The 16,117-nt window shown below is 46.4% G+C and carries 16 protein-coding genes; 12 read left to right on the top strand and 4 right to left on the bottom strand.

The annotated features are described in order from the left end of the window. The first annotated feature begins 105 nt into the window (after positions 1 to 105). The 5 genes from BMX45_RS15940 to BMX45_RS15920 all read left to right on the top strand — a co-directional run bounded on the left by BMX45_RS15940 (position 106) and on the right by BMX45_RS15920 (position 5,469). Entirely contained in the window at positions 106 to 1,521 is a 1,416-nt protein-coding gene (locus BMX45_RS15940) for an HAD-IIIC family phosphatase (RefSeq protein ID WP_254778094.1), read from the top strand. After that, positions 1,518 to 1,748 carry an acyl carrier protein gene (locus tag BMX45_RS15935; RefSeq protein ID WP_009591683.1) on the top strand — a complete coding sequence of 77 codons (231 nt, stop codon included), beginning with the start codon at positions 1,518 to 1,520 and terminating at the stop codon, positions 1,746 to 1,748. The genes BMX45_RS15940 and BMX45_RS15935 overlap by 4 nt, the downstream gene beginning before the upstream one ends. Beyond that, positions 1,745 to 2,332, top strand: a complete 588-nt coding sequence (locus BMX45_RS15930; protein WP_090910510.1) for a GNAT family N-acetyltransferase — start codon at positions 1,745 to 1,747, stop codon at positions 2,330 to 2,332. Before BMX45_RS15935 ends, BMX45_RS15930 begins: the two co-directional genes overlap by 4 nt. A 244-nt stretch (positions 2,333 to 2,576) precedes the next feature. After that, the gene (locus tag BMX45_RS15925; RefSeq protein ID WP_090910509.1) at positions 2,577 to 3,956 is read left to right on the top strand and encodes a nucleotide sugar dehydrogenase; all 1,380 of its coding nucleotides are present in this window, start codon (positions 2,577 to 2,579) and stop codon (positions 3,954 to 3,956) included. Continuing rightward, the gene (locus BMX45_RS15920; RefSeq protein WP_090910508.1) at positions 3,949 to 5,469 is read left to right on the top strand and encodes a glycosyltransferase; all 1,521 of its coding nucleotides are present in this window, start codon (positions 3,949 to 3,951) and stop codon (positions 5,467 to 5,469) included. The genes BMX45_RS15925 and BMX45_RS15920 overlap by 8 nt, the downstream gene beginning before the upstream one ends. Positions 5,470 to 5,517: 48 nt before the next feature. Here BMX45_RS15920 and BMX45_RS15915 read toward each other — a convergent pair whose 3' ends face one another. From BMX45_RS15915 to BMX45_RS32250, 4 genes are all read right to left on the bottom strand, one after another. Beyond that, complete coding sequence (locus tag BMX45_RS15915) at positions 5,518 to 6,465, bottom strand: phosphotransferase (protein WP_175495122.1); 948 nt, start codon at positions 6,463 to 6,465, stop codon at positions 5,518 to 5,520. A gap of 47 nt (positions 6,466 to 6,512) precedes the next feature. Next, a complete protein-coding gene (locus BMX45_RS31815) occupies positions 6,513 to 7,142 on the bottom strand; it encodes a glycosyltransferase family protein (protein WP_254778115.1) in 630 nt (209 codons plus the stop codon). Positions 7,143 to 7,644: 502 nt separating this feature from the next. Beyond that, entirely contained in the window at positions 7,645 to 8,559 is a 915-nt protein-coding gene (locus tag BMX45_RS15905; RefSeq protein ID WP_090910505.1) for a right-handed parallel beta-helix repeat-containing protein, read from the bottom strand. A 251-nt stretch (positions 8,560 to 8,810) separates the two neighbouring features. Then, positions 8,811 to 8,903, bottom strand: coding sequence for a CHRD domain-containing protein (locus BMX45_RS32250; protein WP_368087168.1), 93 nt, complete (start codon positions 8,901 to 8,903; stop codon positions 8,811 to 8,813). 177 nt (positions 8,904 to 9,080) lie between these two features. Between BMX45_RS32250 and BMX45_RS15895 the strand changes: the two genes are divergently transcribed. The 7 genes from BMX45_RS15895 to BMX45_RS15865 all read left to right on the top strand — a co-directional run bounded on the left by BMX45_RS15895 (position 9,081) and on the right by BMX45_RS15865 (position 16,109). Beyond that, positions 9,081 to 9,887 carry a glycosyltransferase family 2 protein gene (locus BMX45_RS15895; protein ID WP_090910502.1) on the top strand — a complete coding sequence of 269 codons (807 nt, stop codon included), beginning with the start codon at positions 9,081 to 9,083 and terminating at the stop codon, positions 9,885 to 9,887. A gap of 64 nt (positions 9,888 to 9,951) precedes the next feature. Further along, positions 9,952 to 11,022 (top strand): glycosyltransferase family A protein, encoded by a 1,071-nt coding sequence (locus BMX45_RS15890; RefSeq protein WP_090910501.1) that lies wholly within the window; start codon positions 9,952 to 9,954, stop codon positions 11,020 to 11,022. Positions 11,023 to 11,034: 12 nt separating this feature from the next. Next, positions 11,035 to 11,763: a glycosyltransferase family 2 protein gene (locus tag BMX45_RS15885; protein WP_090910499.1), complete on the top strand. Its 729-nt coding sequence runs from the start codon at positions 11,035 to 11,037 to the stop codon at positions 11,761 to 11,763. A 28-nt stretch (positions 11,764 to 11,791) separates the two neighbouring features. Next, the gene (locus BMX45_RS15880) at positions 11,792 to 12,499 is read left to right on the top strand and encodes a sugar phosphate nucleotidyltransferase (protein WP_090910497.1); all 708 of its coding nucleotides are present in this window, start codon (positions 11,792 to 11,794) and stop codon (positions 12,497 to 12,499) included. A gap of 40 nt (positions 12,500 to 12,539) precedes the next feature. Continuing rightward, the gene (locus tag BMX45_RS15875) at positions 12,540 to 13,667 is read left to right on the top strand and encodes a CgeB family protein (protein WP_090910496.1); all 1,128 of its coding nucleotides are present in this window, start codon (positions 12,540 to 12,542) and stop codon (positions 13,665 to 13,667) included. A gap of 190 nt (positions 13,668 to 13,857) precedes the next feature. After that, complete coding sequence (locus BMX45_RS15870; protein WP_090910495.1) at positions 13,858 to 14,778, top strand: GT-D fold domain-containing protein; 921 nt, start codon at positions 13,858 to 13,860, stop codon at positions 14,776 to 14,778. Beyond that, positions 14,775 to 16,109, top strand: a complete 1,335-nt coding sequence (locus tag BMX45_RS15865) for a glycosyltransferase family 2 protein (protein WP_090910494.1) — start codon at positions 14,775 to 14,777, stop codon at positions 16,107 to 16,109. Before BMX45_RS15870 ends, BMX45_RS15865 begins: the two co-directional genes overlap by 4 nt. Positions 16,110 to 16,117 lie beyond the last annotated feature (8 nt).

Genomic DNA, 16,117 nt, shown 5'->3' with positions numbered 1-16,117 from the left:
TGTTTTGATTACTCAGATTATGATAGTGCTCTGTCCGGTATTGGAGGGGAAGCTCAGGCGGATGTATATATTATCTGGTTAGATTGGCGGATTTACGCCCGATCTATGAGTGCACAAGAAGCTGCACAATGGCTGAATGAACGGATCGTTAAACTGCGAATGGTAACGGATAAACCGATTTGGATAAATAACTGGCCGGAGTCCTTGGAAGATGCCGATAGGGTGCTCAGCTTCCGTGCCAGTGACCGTGGATGGTTCCGGAAGCTAAATTCGTTTTTGTTGGGGGCGGTTGAGAACAACACGGGCTGTGTCCTGATCGATTTAGCCCAATTGGCCCATGAAACCACCGAATCCTTCTATGATTATCGGAACGAGGAAATCAGCAACTACCCGATTTCCAATCAGGCAACAACGATTATTTCCCGTCACCTTGGCGTCCAGCTCTTGCCCGCTTCCTTGGTTCCGAGGCTTAAAGCGATTGCACTGGATCTAGATGATACGCTATATCACGGAGTCCTGGGAGAAGAAGGCGCTGAAGGGGTAACGCTAACGGAAGGGCATCATCGATTGCAAAGGCTGCTGCTTCAACTAAAACAATCAGGAATTATGCTTACCTTGTGCAGCCGCAATGAGGAGGAAGATGTCAAAACACTGTTCGATGCGCGTACCGATTTTCCGCTGAAATGGGACGATTTTGCCGCTGTTCGTGCAAATTGGCAGACAAAAGCAGAAAATCTGAATCGACTCTCTCAAATACTGAATATCGATCCGTCTGCTTTCTTGTTTGTGGATGACAATCCGGCGGAATTGGTGAAGATGGCTGCAGAACTACCGGAGGTGCGCCTTCTCCGTGCCAAACGAAACGGTGAAGAAACGATGCTGGGTTTATGTCATTTTCCCGGATTGTATCAACTTCAAAGGGATGACATTGCCGTATCCCGTACAACGGATATCCAGGCCAATCAGGCAAGAGAGAAGATCAGGCAAACAGCATCGGATTACCATTCCTATTTAGACAGCCTGAACATGGTCATTACCATTTATGAGAATGAAGCTTCCCATGTCAAGCGGCTGTATGATTTAAGTCATAAAACGAATCAGTTTAACCTGGCTCTAAGGCGTATGACTGAAAATGAAGCAAATGACGTTATGGACCCCTCAAAATACGTTACGATTACGGTTGGCCTATCGGATATACTGTCAGACAGCGGAATTATCGGCACCTTTGTATGCAGGTTGGATGGCGAACAAGCGCATCTCATCGAGACGCTTTTTAGCTGCAGGGCGCTTGGACGTGACATTGAAACGGTAGCCTTTGCCTGGATCTTGGAGAAATTGATGGATCGCGGAGTGCAGCGTATCCACGTTGAGATGTCCCAGGGGCCGCGGAATGCCCCCGCCTTGGACTGGATAAAGCGTTTTGTTGAGGGCTCGCCGGAACAGCTGCCGCTTAAGGAACTCTATACACGTGTAAAAGCTGCTTGCGGGAACCATCCTGCCAGAGTGGAGGTAAATCGATGACGGAAATACGCAAACAAATTGGGTCCATCTTATCGGAGGTGTTGAATACCCCGATACCGCCTCATGGTAATCCAAAGCGGGAAGAATTGCCGAATTGGGATTCATTAAAGCATATGGAGCTCATTCTTCGCCTTGAAGAGCAGTTCGATGTTCGCTTTTCCATCAGGGAAGTAGCGGGTATTCAAAGCTTGGATGACATTGCCAGGATCATTGAGGTGAAGTCGTGAACCACAACATCACCGTTGAACGTTTCGGCATTCGATTAAGACCGATTACGATGGACGACGCCGAATTTATTTTCAAGCTAAGAAGGTCCCCTGAGTTATCGAAGTACATCGGAGAGATCGACGCTCGTTATGCTGTGCATGAAGCATGGTTGAAAGAATATTTTCATAGAGAAGGCGATTATTACTTCTGCATTGAGCTTCTCTCGGGAGTGCCGATCGGAACCATCGCGATCTATGATATTGAGGGTCAAGCCGGCAATTGGGGAAGATGGATCATTTCCGATTCGATCCCAGCCGCTCCTGCCAGCGTATGGCTTATTTTTCACGTTGCATTCGATATTCTGGGTTTGTCCAGTGTGTTTTCCAATACGGTTATCGAGAATGCGAGCGTCGTTTCTTTTCATGATCACTGCGGGCTGCCGCGAACCGGAATCGAACGCAATGGCCTGACGATCAGGGGGGTCCCTTACGATATGGTTATTCATACGGCTACGAAGGAGAACTGGCCAACGGTACAACAACGTTTAGAGAAGCCTGCCATTTTGGCGGAGCGTTTGCTCGGGGAGACTCCGGAAAGTAATTAATATGCATTCGGGAGGCAAGACAATATGGCTTGTATACTACGACAGCGAAACCGTTCGCTGTCTTTTCTGTATGTACCGGACGAACAGGAATGACATGGGTAATATGTCTGGTGAATTCGCCGTTGCTACTCTCAGGCATTTTTCATATTTTATCAGGAGAAGGGAATTCATGATCGCCCGGTAATTTCATCATGGGTGTTTACTGAACAAGGACTTACTCTTCAAGAAAGGATGGACAACCAGGATGAGCGAAATCTTGCATAAAATAAAAACCAAGACGGCAACGGTGGCCGTGATCGGTCTTGGTTACGTTGGACTATCTGTGGCAGTGGAGGCGGCAAGAGCCAATTACAGGGTGTACGGAATTGACATTGATAAGAATAAAACGGAACAGCTGCAACGCGGAAAATCGTATGTTACGGATATCAAGGATGAAGATATTGATTCTTTGATCCATCAGCGTCTGTATGCGGTTCATGAGTTTTCAGCGCTGGCTGAGGCAGATATCATCGTTATTTGCTTGCCCACCCCGCTTAACATCAACAGAGATCCTGACGTTTCCATGATTCGGTCAGCGGTTGATTCCATCATCCGGTATGCTTCGAGAGATACGCTCATTATTTTGGAAAGCACCACCTATCCCGGAACGACCGAAGAATTAATTAAGAATGTGATTGAGGCCAATACGCCATGGGAAGTGGGTAAGGATGTTTTTGTATGTTATTCTCCGGAAAGAGTGGACCCTGGAAACCATAAATTCAATGTAAAAAACACACCTAAAATCTTAGGTGGAATCACGGAGGAATGTACACACCTCGGCATTCAATTTTACCGTTCTTTTTTGGATAACGTGATTCCGGTAAGCTCAACGGCAGCGGCCGAGATGGTTAAGCTGCTCGAGAACACGTTTCGAAGCGTTAACATTGCGCTTGTGAACGAGCTGACGCTCATGTGTGACCGAATGGGGATTAACATCTGGGAAGTGATCGACGCTGCTTCGACCAAGCCGTTTGGTTACATCCCCTTTTACCCGGGGCCGGGGATCGGCGGCCACTGCATCCCGATCGATCCGACCTATCTGTCATGGAGAGCTAAAAAGTTCGGCTTCTATAACAAATTTATTGAATTGACCAGCGATATCAACAGCAATATGCCCCGCTATGTGGTATCTCAGATTACCGACATACTCAATGACCATGAAAAGCCGCTAAAAAACTCCAATATTATATTGATCGGCATGGCTTATAAAAAGGATGTCAACGATATGCGGGAATCGCCTGCACTCGAAGTGTTCAGGCTTCTACAGCAGAAGGGGGCTGCGGTAACCTATTATGACCCGCTCATTCCATGGTTTATGGACAACGGCCACCGGATATCCTCCATAGAACTTTTGCCGGATCTGATTGCCTCCGCCGACCTGGTCGTTATTACTACTGATCATAGTACGATCGATTACCAGTTTATTGCTGAGCATGCCGCTTTGCTGTATGACACGAAAAATGTGACTCGGTCGATTAAAGGAAACATCGTATTGCTCGGCGGACATAAGCGTTTGGAGAAAAGCTCATCCCCGGTTGTGTCGATCAAAGATAACGGGGAAGGGAGGGAGGGAAGGATTGATTGATGTTGTCATTTGTGTGCATAACGGTTTGAACGCAGTAAAACAATGCTTGAACTCCATCCAAAATAATACGACACAAAAAATTAATTTAATTATCATAGATGATGGAAGCGATCAAGCCACAAAGCAATATCTGGAACAGTACACACGACAATTTCACTATAAATTAATTCGACACGATAAACCGCAAGGCTATACGGCTTCTGCGAATCAAGGATTAAAACAGTCAACATCACGATACTGCGTCCTCCTCAACAGCGATACGATCGTAACCGGTCAGTGGTTGGAAAGGCTGACGGAAACCATGGAATCCGATCGCAGGATCGGTATCGTCGGTCCGCTGTCAAATGCAGCCAGCTGGCAATCCATTCCCCATCGGGACTGGAACCGTAATGGATTGGAGTCCAACTTGACGATCGAACAAATGGCCGAGCTTGTCTATCAAGCCTCGGATAAGATTTTTCCGAGAGTCATGTTTTTGAACGGCTTCTGTTTAATGATCAAGAAAGAAGTGTTAGACAAAATCGGATATTTCGATGAGAAGAACTTTCCGGTAGGTTACGGGGAAGAAGATGATTATTGCCTTCGCGCACGGGCTGCCAACTTTAAATTAAAGGTAGCCACCCATTGTTATATCTATCATCAAAAGTCGGCAAGTTTCGGAACCGATAGAAGAAAGAAATTAGTGCAGAATGGAAAAGCTGCTCTCTATCGCAAGCATGGCGAGGAAAGGGTTAAACAATCGATACAAAAAATGGCCGTGCATCAATCGCTCAGAGAAACAAGGGCAAAATTAAAGTGGCTCTTAGCGTGCAGACGACAAATCACCACAAGTAATCAACGAAAAAACGTAGTATACACAGCGATAACCGGCAATTACGATAAGCTACAGGATCCTTTACTAATGAGCAAGCATTGTGATTACTATTGTTTTACGGATAATCCGAAATTAAAGTCCGGAACCTGGAAAATGATTAAGTTAGATAAAATATTCGCTGATTCGGCCCGTCAAGCTAGATGGGTAAAAGTGATGCCGCATTTATTATTCCCGACCTACAAACACAGTGTTTGGGTTGACGGGAATATCAGAATTGTCGGAGATATCGATCGGTTTATTGAAAAATATAGCGCCTCACCGCTCGTGTTCTACAAACATTCACATCGGAATTGTATTTATAAAGAAGCTGAGGCTTGCATTGCCTTGGGGAAGGATAACAAGGAAGTCATATTAAAGCAAGTAGCCTTGTATAAGAATGCGGGATATCCGAGGGATAACGGACTGATTGAGTCCGGCGTGATCCTAAGGCGCCATAATGATCCTATCGTTACGGGAGCAATGACCACATGGTGGAGACAAATTATAAGTTATAGTAAAAGAGACCAAATCAGTTTTAATTACGTTGCCTGGAAGAATAAGGTTCCTTTTACCGCGATCAATGGCAATATCCGTAATAATGAATTTTTTAATTGGAGCAAGCACCACAAGAAGCCGGTCATGAAAAGATTGAAACGTTAATATGTATCTTAGGGGCCGTTGTCGTACAACGGCCCCTTCGGTATTCCCTTATTTAATGCCGCCCAACTCCTTGCTTATCATGTCATCCTTCGCTAGTTCGTCTGATACAATCTCTTGTACTTGGGAACTCTTCAGCGGAAGTTTCATTTGCCTGATCGATCCGCCGAGGTAGAAGTGGAGGCTATGAGGAAATATCGCATCTATATAATAGAGTTCTTTAAAGGACGTCCCTTCAGGAAATCTCGTAAAATACTCTTTATAATAAGAAGACAACACGACCCTCGGTAATAAATAACGGATATCCTTGATGGGAGAGTCAATTCTTGAATGCTCCAGATCAATGATCCATAAATCTCCTGATGGCGTTTTTATTACATTTAAATGGGTTAAATCCCCATGTACAAGCCATCTCCTATTGTTTACGGATGTGAGATGATCGGCGAGGAGGGGCGCCCTTCGGGAAGAAACTCTTATACATTTCTCAGCTAACTGTATACAGGGTTGAATATACGGCAAGGAGTACTGGTCTTTCCATTTCATCAATTCTTTTAATTTTAATTGATATTCAGATATCCACCTGTTTATTCCATTCTTCAAGGCGCTCGGTTGTTGATTGGATGTGAGTGAACTTGGCCATGTAGCGTGTTGATGATAATCCCCGATTATCCTTACGCGGTCAATTATCGATGCAGGCCCTCCAGAGATATATTTAGACAAATAATACCGATGCTCACCTTGCTTCGTACATAGTTTCCGTTGCTTCGTGGCGATAACCTCAGGAACCTTCAGCCCTTGTTGGGATAGTGCGTATTGTAGAGTGATAGAAGGGGTGAAGCTTTTACTAGATCTGTAATCCGACTTAAGGATATAGGTTTCTTTGTTATCGATTACCTTCCACACCGCCTTATCCGGCTCGTTCTGAATCCATTCGATTTTCGGCTTTTTGATGCCATAATACTGGTTAAGAACCAACGCTGCCTCTTGAATAGTAGGCATGCTATCACTCTCCATTCCAGATAATAGGTCATTATCTATTACAGGTTCTATGGAACGTCGAGCAGGCCTTGAAAAAGAGACTTCCAATTTTTCGCACACTGTTTAACCGTAAAGTTCTTGGCCACGGCCTTTGCGGCCTTTTGTTTAATTTTTTCCCGAAGTTTCGGATTCTCGATCATTTCTCGAATCCCGACGTACCACCCCTGCTCTGTTTGAGGAACAAAGTAACCCGTTTTTTTGTGGAATACGCAATCACGGTAAATGGGGGATAATGAATAAATGCCGGGAATGCGGCATGCAGCATAGTCGCGGAATTTCACATTGCTTTTGCAGTGGTAGAACAGACCATCATCCAGGGGTGCAAGACCGATATCCCAATTGGCCCGATGCAGCTGCTTCATGAATTGGCTGTAATTTTCATTATGTTTCCAATGGGAGATATTCGGATGTCCCTTCAATTCTTCAGGACAGTACCCGTAGAACTCCAGCCTAACAAAATCTCCGTATTCCTTAAGTATGCGCTGCAGTGCAGGAATAACCGGGCGGAAAGAACTTTCCTTTTTGGCACCTTCATATCCGATCACGAGTCGATCTTCCTTTTTCGGACTGTTGGACAATTGTGTATAGGTAACATCAATGCTTCCTGGAAAATAGACCACTTTAGGAGTGAAGTGCATCTTAATCACATCGCGAAAGATGGGTGATTCTACTTTGACTGTGTGTACGTTCTTTAGAAAGTAAGTATAGGTTTCTTTATAAGCGGGTTTTGAGTATATTTGGCCAAGACGGGTGGTTTGAGGAATCGCGAGAAAATGGTCGTCAATGACGTATACGGTCTTCTTTCCCTCACGGTGTGCCCATTCTAAACATTGGAGCGCTGCAGGCTCAATGCTTCTCAGAAACAAAATAATATCATATGAAGAAATGATAGATCGGGTTACTTGTTTATGTGGAAGGATCTTGAACCTGCAGTATCCTTGTCCTTCCAGATAACGGAGAGGGGGAAGAAGAATGATTTGGTATGATGCGGTTTCCTCTGAGCCGACCACAAGAATTTTTCTCATCAAATGACCTCCAAACCATCATGTTTACGGGATGCCCTTGCGGGTAACTCAGTTGAAAAATAGTGCTTGCCCTCACGAGGAGAGCAAGCGTAAAAGCCTTACATACACAAGGAATTTAGAACAAGTTATTATCTGTACCTGTTACGGAGATTTGAGTTGGCGTGTTGCCGGTGAACCGATTTCCGAATGCGGTGTTTTCATCGCCGGAAATGAGGAGTCCAAAATTCTGGTTGAACTCCATTTCGTTGAATTCCACACTGTTAAAATCGGTGGCAATTGCGATACCGGTTTGAGTGTTACGATTCGAATCGTTGGCTCCAAGATATCCGTTATCGCCGGTTGCGATCGAAACACCGGTACCTGTGTTGTTTTCCACGATATTGCGTATCAGCACGTTGTTTGCTGCTGCAACGGTGATTCCGCTTATTCCGTTTTGCGTGACCGTGTTGCCGAATAACAGATTGTTCGCTGCGGTACTCGAGATGCCGATTGTGCCGTTTTGAGAGACAGTATTACCAATAGCCGCATTATTGGCGCCGGCCAACAAAATACCCACACTTGTATTGCTGAAGAATACATTCTGTACGATCCAGCTGTCGGTGCTTACTACGTTGATTCCTGCAACGCCGCCTGCATCTTGAACACTGTTTCTCCAGGCTACATGTCCGGTACCGGCCGCTAAATCAATACCAATACCAAGCGTGTTGTTAATGGTATTGCCAATAATGCGGTGATTGGTACCAGCGGTAACATCAATCGCATCGGCCGTGTAGTTTTGAATGGAGAATCCGTTAATTTCAACCCCCGTAGCTGCTGTGACAATGAACGCACTTGCGGCAGCGTTGAGTCCTTGGCGTATCGCCGCACCTTCATTTTTAGCTATAACTTTTACGTTGGAAGTCGCTACAGTCACCGCCGGCTCAGGATACGTTCCATCATTAACCAATACGATGTCACCAGCGACAGCTGAAGCTACCGCGGTTGCAATTGGCGTCCCTGTAGGTGAAGGGAAGACCGAAATAATGGCCATCACATCTACCTCCTCATATAGAATTGATTAAGGTTTTTGTATTCTTAATCTAGTAACAGTTAATGCAATGGGAGAGATGAATGTAAAGGCAGATGGATGAGATGAAACGCACATTTTCGAAAGGTTGGAAGAACAGATAGATTAAAACCTATGTTCCCGCTGCCAAGGCCGATCAAATGTAAAACCCTCCGCACTATGCACAGCGGAGGGTTCTCCTCATATAAGGTATATACAAATAGGATGATGTGATTTTATCGGCGGACCTGCCCGCGAATTCCACCATTCGGATTTTGGAACGTATGAACGTTCACATAGGCATTGCTACGCCCGAATTCACGGATCACATCCTTCCTATTTAAATGTTCTAGTTTATTCAATTTCGATAGAGTTGGTATGTTTATTGGTCCATCCGCTCAACCCAATTTTATTTCGGTGTAAGGTACGAACGCCGTTACAGTAAATAAACCTATACATAAAATGAGGAGGAACTGTTCTTAATCCCAACTTGGCAGGTGAGAAACATGTCGAAACGAAGTCCTGCGAGTCCCGTTAACAGGAAAAAGAGGAGAAAATCCCTGTCCCCGATCATCAATGCCGAGTTTCCGAAGGTATCCGTCATCATTCCTGCCATGAACGAAGCGAAGACCATTGCGGCAGTCATTCGGCAAGTCAACCAAGTGCACGCCAACACAGAGGTTATCGTTGTTGCCAATGGTTCAACGGACGGTACGGCAGAAATTGCTCAGAGCATCGGAGCGAGGGTGATCCGCCTGCCCTTTCCGCTCGGCCACGACGTGGGACGAAGTATAGGCGCTGCAGCGGCTAGAGGAGACATCTTGCTGTTTACCGATGCAGACATCGTAATCAGGGCAAGTGATTTGACCCCTTTAACAAAAGCCGTAGAAGAGGGGGTGGACGTGGCTTTGAACAAGTATTTGGGTCCGACCGATAAGCATCACGTTCACAGCGTTATCCTCGCTAAGCATACGTTGAACATTTTGGTATCCAATCCCGATTTGAAAGGAGCTTCACTTACAACCATTCCACATGCAATGAGCCGAAAAGCGGTAAATGTGATTGGTATCGACAATTTGGCCGTTCCTCCGAAAGCTCAAGCAATAGCCATTTATAATGGCTTGAAGGTACGGGGGATTCATTACGTGGATGTAGGAAAAAGAAATCCCAGAAGGGGTAGAACCAGAGGCAATGATCCCCTTGAAACCCTGATTGTGGGGGACCATTTGGAGGCAATGGATTGGTTAATCTCTCAATCCGGCATGCGGGGAAATCGATCGGATCTCGCACGAAAAAGAGAAAGCGTGTGGTGATGAGATGGTGCGAAGACAGCGGAGACGAGGAATGATACCCGCCTCAAATTCTTTTAGGAGAGCAATGAAACCTACAAATAAAAGAGCAAGGAGCAAGAGAAAACGGAGCGGTCATCAATCGGGGGCTCTTATTTTCAAGAATCGTCAGATTTCAAACGAAGTGGTCGACAATTGGAAAGAGAGAGCTTATGCTGCCGGTTATCAGCAGGCGGCCCATGAAGTTTCAACAACGTCGGATATACCCCCTCATATCAAAGTGAACGAGAGCTGGAATCGCTGGTACCACTCAGTCAAACCACTGCCATGGACGGTTTACCACGCAGCGGCGTCCAAATTTGTGGAAGGACACAGTAAGCATTCCGGGATATATCTAGGAAATGCCGTACTCCTGCCGACGGACAAAAGGGTAGCGGCGATCGTCTTGGTAATGAACGAGAAAGACACGATTATAAAATTGCTGGAGCAGCTTCATCGGCTGCCGCTTCATGAAATCATTTTTGTGGTGAACGGATCCACCGATGAAAGCTTTGAAATGATCCGAAACCAATCGAAAGCCATCATTGTCCACTACAAACAAGCTTTGGGACACGATGTTGGGAGAGCGGTTGGGGCGAAGCTAGCCGATTCTGAAATACTGCTGTTCCTTGATGGAGATGTTCCGATTTTAGCAGAGCACCTCGTACCTTTCATTGATGCCATTGAACAGGGCAGCGATATTGCCTTAAATGATATCTCTCCATGGATCGGGATGTTTTCCAACAGAGACTACGTAACCATAGTGAAGGAGTTTATTAACCGATCCATGGGCAGGGCGGATCTCGAAGCCAATTCGCTTACCGCGGTACCTCACGCGATGAGGAAGGAGGCTGCCCAAATCATCGGATACGCCAATTTATCTGTCCCACCGAAAGCGCAAGTCATCGCCCTGGAAAAGGGTTTGAAAATAAATGCACCGGCCAGTGTAGACGTTATTACAAAAAACCGGCTCCGTGCTCGAAATGTCGGTCAACAAAATGCAGTTGCCGATTTGATTATCGGAGACCACATCGAAGCTCTCAAAACGGTATTCGACATAAAGGGGCCGCGGCTATCTTTTATGGATCAGATCAGACAAAGGCAGCTAACCAAGGTTTAGAAGGTGGTAGCTATGAAAAAAACAAGCATCATTATTCCGACTTTCAATGGCAGGGAGCTGCTAAAGGATTGCATTTACTCCATTAAACGCCATACGAATGAGCCTTACGAGATCATCGTTGTTGATAATGGTTCCTCCGACGGTACCGTTGACATCTGCCGTCAAGAGGGGATTACCTTCATTTCATTGGCAAACAACATCGGCTTTCCAGCTGCTTGCAACAAGGGTTTGAAAATTGCAACCGGCGATACGCTGCTCCTGCTGAATAATGATGTCATCGTTACCCGGAACTGGTTGCAGAATATGTTGAATTGTTTAAACAGCGAAACCAATATCGGGATCGTCGGGCCGCTTACCAACTATGCAAGCGGGAAACAACAGATCAATATGCCTTATACCAGCTTAGAAGAGATGTCGAACCAGCTGAATGAGCCGGATGCCAGTAAGTGGCTTCAAGTGGATCGAATCGTAGGCCTATGTTTCCTGTTTAAACGGGAATTGATGGATCGCATCGGATTGTTGGACGAACGATATTCACCAGGTCATTTCGAAGACGATGACTATTGTTACCGGGCCAGGAATGCGGGGTATACGTTCAGGATCGCGGGCGATGTTTTCGTTTTTCATCATGGGAGTGCCAGCTTTGCCAAGCAGGACATGAGTCAAGTGAAGCAACTTATCGATACCAACAAACAAAAATTCATGGATAAATGGGGCGTCGATCCAACGATCTATGTATAATCATCTATTTTGCGAAAGGAAGGATTATATGAAGGGCGTTATTCTGGCAGGAGGTACGGGTACCCGGCTTTATCCACTGACCAAAGTCATAAATAAACATCTGCTGCCTGTCGGGAAGGTTCCGATGATATGTCACGGAATTGAGAAATTCAAAAAAGCGGGCATCGAGGAAATTCTCATCGTGATCGGCAAGCAATCGGCTGGTCTGTATACAGACTTGATCGGCAGCGGAAAAGAATGGGGGGTTAGCGTCACATTTAAAATCCAGGAAGAAGCCGGGGGCATTGCCCAAGCATTATACCTTGCCGAACCGTTCATAACATCTGGCGAAAAATTCGTTGTGCTTCTTGGCGATAATCTGTTTGAGGACCATCTAATCACTTTTGTGCAAGCTTTTGAAAAACAGGCCGCTGGGGCGCGCGTACTTCTGAAGAAAGTTCTTGATCCGAAGAGATACGGTGTTCCCGTCTTGGAGAAAGACAACATCGTTTTGATCGAAGAGAAGCCGGAGGAGCCTAAATCCGATTATTGCGTAACCGGTATTTATATGTATGATTCGACGGTGTTTGAAACGATCCGAACCATAAAACCATCGGCACGAGGCGAATTGGAAATTACCGACGTGAACAATGTGTATGCATCGAAGGGGCAGCTTACCTATGACATATTAGACGGCTGGTGGACGGACGCCGGAACCTTCCAGTCCTTGTACCAAGCCAGTGGCCGATTGTGGTGAACCCTATTTCGGGAATGAATAAATCCGGAGGCCTGACCGCATGAGAACAATGAATGAGCATTTGCTGCTTCAGGGGGGAGAGCCATCCGCCCAGTTGGAGGGATATAGAAAAGGTTATTCAGTGGGACGAAGAGAGGGATACCGGCTCGGTTTTTCCGATGCGGTAATAAGGTCCTTACCCAAGGAAGAGGAGCAGGTCCGCGATCTCCGTATTCTTTATGTCACGGCAGGCATTGGCGTGCCGTATCCTGCGCTGGATCAGGCGGTGACTGACGCATTAAAGGGACTGGTTCGAAGTCTCACGGTCGCGAGCCCTTCAGAAGATATCGTCCATTTGGCTAAGGAATTCCAACCGGACCTCGTACTTGCTTTAAACGGTGTCGTTTTGGAAGCCGATACGCTCAAAGCGCTCCGGGATAGCGGATTCAAAACGGCCATTTGGTTTACGGACGATCCGTACTATACGGACTGGACGGTTTCGATCGCACCCCGTTACGATTATATCTTTACGCTTGAATCCAACTGCGTATCATTTTATCGCGATTTAGGTTGTGAACATGTGTATCACTTGCCTTTTGCAGTCAATCCGAACGTATTTCATCCGAAGCATGTGCCGACCTCCAATCAGACCGATATTTGTTTTATCGGAACGGCTTATTGGAACAGAGTGGAGTTAATGGATCGTCTGGCCCCGATATTGAATAATAAAAAAGTCCTCATTTCCGGATGGTGGTGGGACCGGATGAAACATTACGCCCAACTGTCCGACAAGATTAAGCTCGGCGATTGGATGACGCCGGAGGACACGGCAACATACTACAATGGAGCCAAGATCGTAATCAACCATCACCGTTCATCCGACGACGATACAATCAACGCCAACAGCAGAAAGGTAAAGGCGCTTTCCGTCAATCCCCGCACGTTTGAAATATCCGGCTGCGCCACGCTTCAGTTAGCGGATATCCGCCACGATATGGATCAGTTATATTCCCCTGGAACGGAAATCGAAACCTACGGCTCTTATGATGAACTGATGGATAAAATCGACTATTACTTGCGTCATGAGGAAGAGCGGCAGCGAATTGCTTTAAACGGCTTGATGAGAACAAGAAAGGATCATACCTACCATAAACGATTGAGTACAATGCTTCGTACCATCTTTCCTTGAGTCAAGCCAAATTGGATTGTTATACCCGTTTCCTAATGAGTTCCAAAGAATATATTGTGCGTAAGACGGGGTGATCATCATACGGCAGCACTTAGAGAAAAGAAGACACAGGCCGGTAAAGAGGCGACATAAGCGAAAAGTTATTCTTCAGAGAACAAAAGGCCAAACGCCAAGCGACTGCACCCAGAAATTGCTGGAGCAAGCGGCAGCTTCGTTTAATGAAGGCTTTGATACCGGCTACGACCAGGCGATGATGAGGTCGCAGCATTCGGAACCCGAAACGATGGCAAAACCAAGCTCGGGAGAGGAGTACGCGAAGGGATTATATGAAGGAGGAGAAGGGATCGTGGACTCGATACTCCCGGAGCTAGAGATTCTTCCTGAAATTTCGGTCCGCCAGATTATCGAAGCTGGCATGGAGCAAATGAGTTCTCAATATTATCGTCTTCTAAGCGCGGCGGAGGTTGCAAGGAGGCTTAACGAAGCTTTGGATTCAAGCTCCCCGTTGTCCGTTATCCGCTTGGGGGATGGGGAACTGCTTACGCTTGCGCAGGAGTTGGTTTTGAACATGGACGAAGTGCGTAAAGAAGGACATTTTTTAAGTTATGCCGGTGTTCGTTTACCTGATCTAAAAGCAAGAGATATGTTGGCGGCCTCCGTGAGAAAGGCCGATATTGTGGGCATTCCCAAACTAAGATTGCCAAACTTTCAACCTCTGGGTTTTTCTGTTTTTAGAGCCCATGGCATTGATTATCGAAAGCTGCAACTAACGTTATCGACGGTCAACTATGCATTGCATTTGGAAGGTTTACTGCGAGGGATCCTTGAAGGACGTCGAGTTCTCGTGGTGGGCAATTCCGCTCCCGGTCTTTCACGGGTGCTGTCAGGCCGCGGAATCGAGGTGGCGGGCACGGTTGCTCCCGTGGAAGGCATCCACGATATTCCCAGAATCATGGATGAAATTCGAGGCCATCCATTCGACATCGCGCTGGTGGGCGCCGGCATCCCGGCTGTTATCATTACAGAGCGAATTGCCTCCGAGCTCGGAAAGGTCGCTGTCGATTTCGGGCATTTGGCTGATTCCTTAGCAAGCGGGGAGGCAACCTTATGAACCGCATCAGCCATCATAAAACGCACGGTTACAACGACGGGTTTAACAAAGGCTTCCATTCTGGCTATAAGGATGGGTACAGCCGGGGGCGACATATGGGAATATCCCAATTCAGGAATGTTTTTGAGGGTACAAGTATCATCATACCGACCTATAATCAGCTTCCTTATTTAAAAGAATGCATTGAAAGTATCGCTCAATATACCGACACGCCGTATGAACTCATTATTATTGATAATGCATCCGATGACGGAACTGCGGAATTCCTCAAATCTTCCCCAAGGCTCCGCTTTCGAATCAATGAAGAAAATTTAGGCTTTGCAGGGGCTGTAAACCAGGGACTGATGATGGCCAAAGGAACAACGTTGATGATCTTAAATAATGATTCCGTTGTAACGACCAACTGGCTCTCGAATTTGCTCGTCTGTCTGCACAGCGACCCGCAGTTCGGGATTGTCGGTCCGGTAACAAACTATATCAGCGGAGACCAACTTATTCATGTCAGCTACCACGATATCGCCGAAATGCAGCAATTCTCCAAATCTTACAATCACTCTAATACGCATAGCTGGACCGTTACAGAACGATTGACAGGTTTTTGCATGTTGATTCGGCGTGAAGATTTTTACCGATTGGGTTTTTTTGACGAGGGCTTTGAGATCGGCAACTGTGAAGATGACGATTATGGGCTGCGTGCCCGTCTTCTTGGAATGCAGCTCATTATCGCCAAGGATACGTTTATTCACCATTACGGCAGCGTCAGCATGAAGACGTTAAATTCCAGATTCGAACAAGTGTATGCGAATAATCTTACTTTCTACTCCAGCAAGTGGGAAGATCCTCATGAGATGTTGTCCCTGCAGTGGCAGCGGAGCTTGAACCGGGACATGAAGCTGCGGACCGTTGATATGTATCCGACGTGTGTCTTCGTGACAGGGGCAGACTCGGTAATCTATTGGATTGAGAACGGAATCAGGCATCCGATTCATGGAGCCGTCGGGATTCAGGCAGTACGGGTTTCACAGGTTGATCTCCGTTGCTGGGCGCTCGGGGATCCCATGGCTGCGGAGGAAGCCGTAGGGCGTCTGAGGACGGTGTATTTTCCATCCACGGAATCTTGGGAGCAAGAAGGCAAACTGATCAAGCATAAGAACGGCAGCGTTTATCAGTACAAGGGGAATCGGCTGCAGCGATTCATGAATCGGCTCGTCTTAGCGGCTTGGCGCCTTGATTTTTACGAGCCGCTGCTAGTGAACGAGCACGAAATCCAGCAATATGGGGAGGAAATTCCAATCATTTCTCCTCCGGTGATTAAGGCGGATAACATTTAATTAAAGGG

Source organism: Paenibacillus sp. cl141a (assembly GCF_900109305.1).
Classification (GTDB): Bacteria; Bacillota; Bacilli; order Paenibacillales; family Paenibacillaceae; genus Paenibacillus_AQ; species Paenibacillus_AQ lautus_A.
This window is presented reverse-complemented; position numbering and strand designations above follow the sequence as displayed.

What these genes read in the sequence shown, in the direction of transcription:
- BMX45_RS15940 (WP_254778094.1), top strand. Translation starts at nt 106, where the DNA reads ATGAGTGCACAAGAAGCTGCACAATGGCTGAATGAACGGATCGTTAAA.
- BMX45_RS15935 (WP_009591683.1), top strand. Translation starts at nt 1,518, where the DNA reads ATGACGGAAATACGCAAACAAATTGGGTCCATCTTATCGGAGGTGTTG.
- BMX45_RS15925 (WP_090910509.1), top strand. Translation starts at nt 2,577, where the DNA reads ATGAGCGAAATCTTGCATAAAATAAAAACCAAGACGGCAACGGTGGCC.
- BMX45_RS15915 (WP_175495122.1), bottom strand. Translation starts at nt 6,465, where the DNA reads ATGCCTACTATTCAAGAGGCAGCGTTGGTTCTTAACCAGTATTATGGC.
- BMX45_RS31815 (WP_254778115.1), bottom strand. Translation starts at nt 7,142, where the DNA reads ATGCACTTCACTCCTAAAGTGGTCTATTTTCCAGGAAGCATTGATGTT.
- BMX45_RS15905 (WP_090910505.1), bottom strand. Translation starts at nt 8,559, where the DNA reads ATGGCCATTATTTCGGTCTTCCCTTCACCTACAGGGACGCCAATTGCA.
- BMX45_RS15895 (WP_090910502.1), top strand. Translation starts at nt 9,081, where the DNA reads ATGTCGAAACGAAGTCCTGCGAGTCCCGTTAACAGGAAAAAGAGGAGA.
- BMX45_RS15890 (WP_090910501.1), top strand. Translation starts at nt 9,952, where the DNA reads ATGAAACCTACAAATAAAAGAGCAAGGAGCAAGAGAAAACGGAGCGGT.
- BMX45_RS15885 (WP_090910499.1), top strand. Translation starts at nt 11,035, where the DNA reads ATGAAAAAAACAAGCATCATTATTCCGACTTTCAATGGCAGGGAGCTG.
- BMX45_RS15880 (WP_090910497.1), top strand. Translation starts at nt 11,792, where the DNA reads ATGAAGGGCGTTATTCTGGCAGGAGGTACGGGTACCCGGCTTTATCCA.
- BMX45_RS15875 (WP_090910496.1), top strand. Translation starts at nt 12,540, where the DNA reads ATGAGAACAATGAATGAGCATTTGCTGCTTCAGGGGGGAGAGCCATCC.
- BMX45_RS15865 (WP_090910494.1), top strand. Translation starts at nt 14,775, where the DNA reads ATGAACCGCATCAGCCATCATAAAACGCACGGTTACAACGACGGGTTT.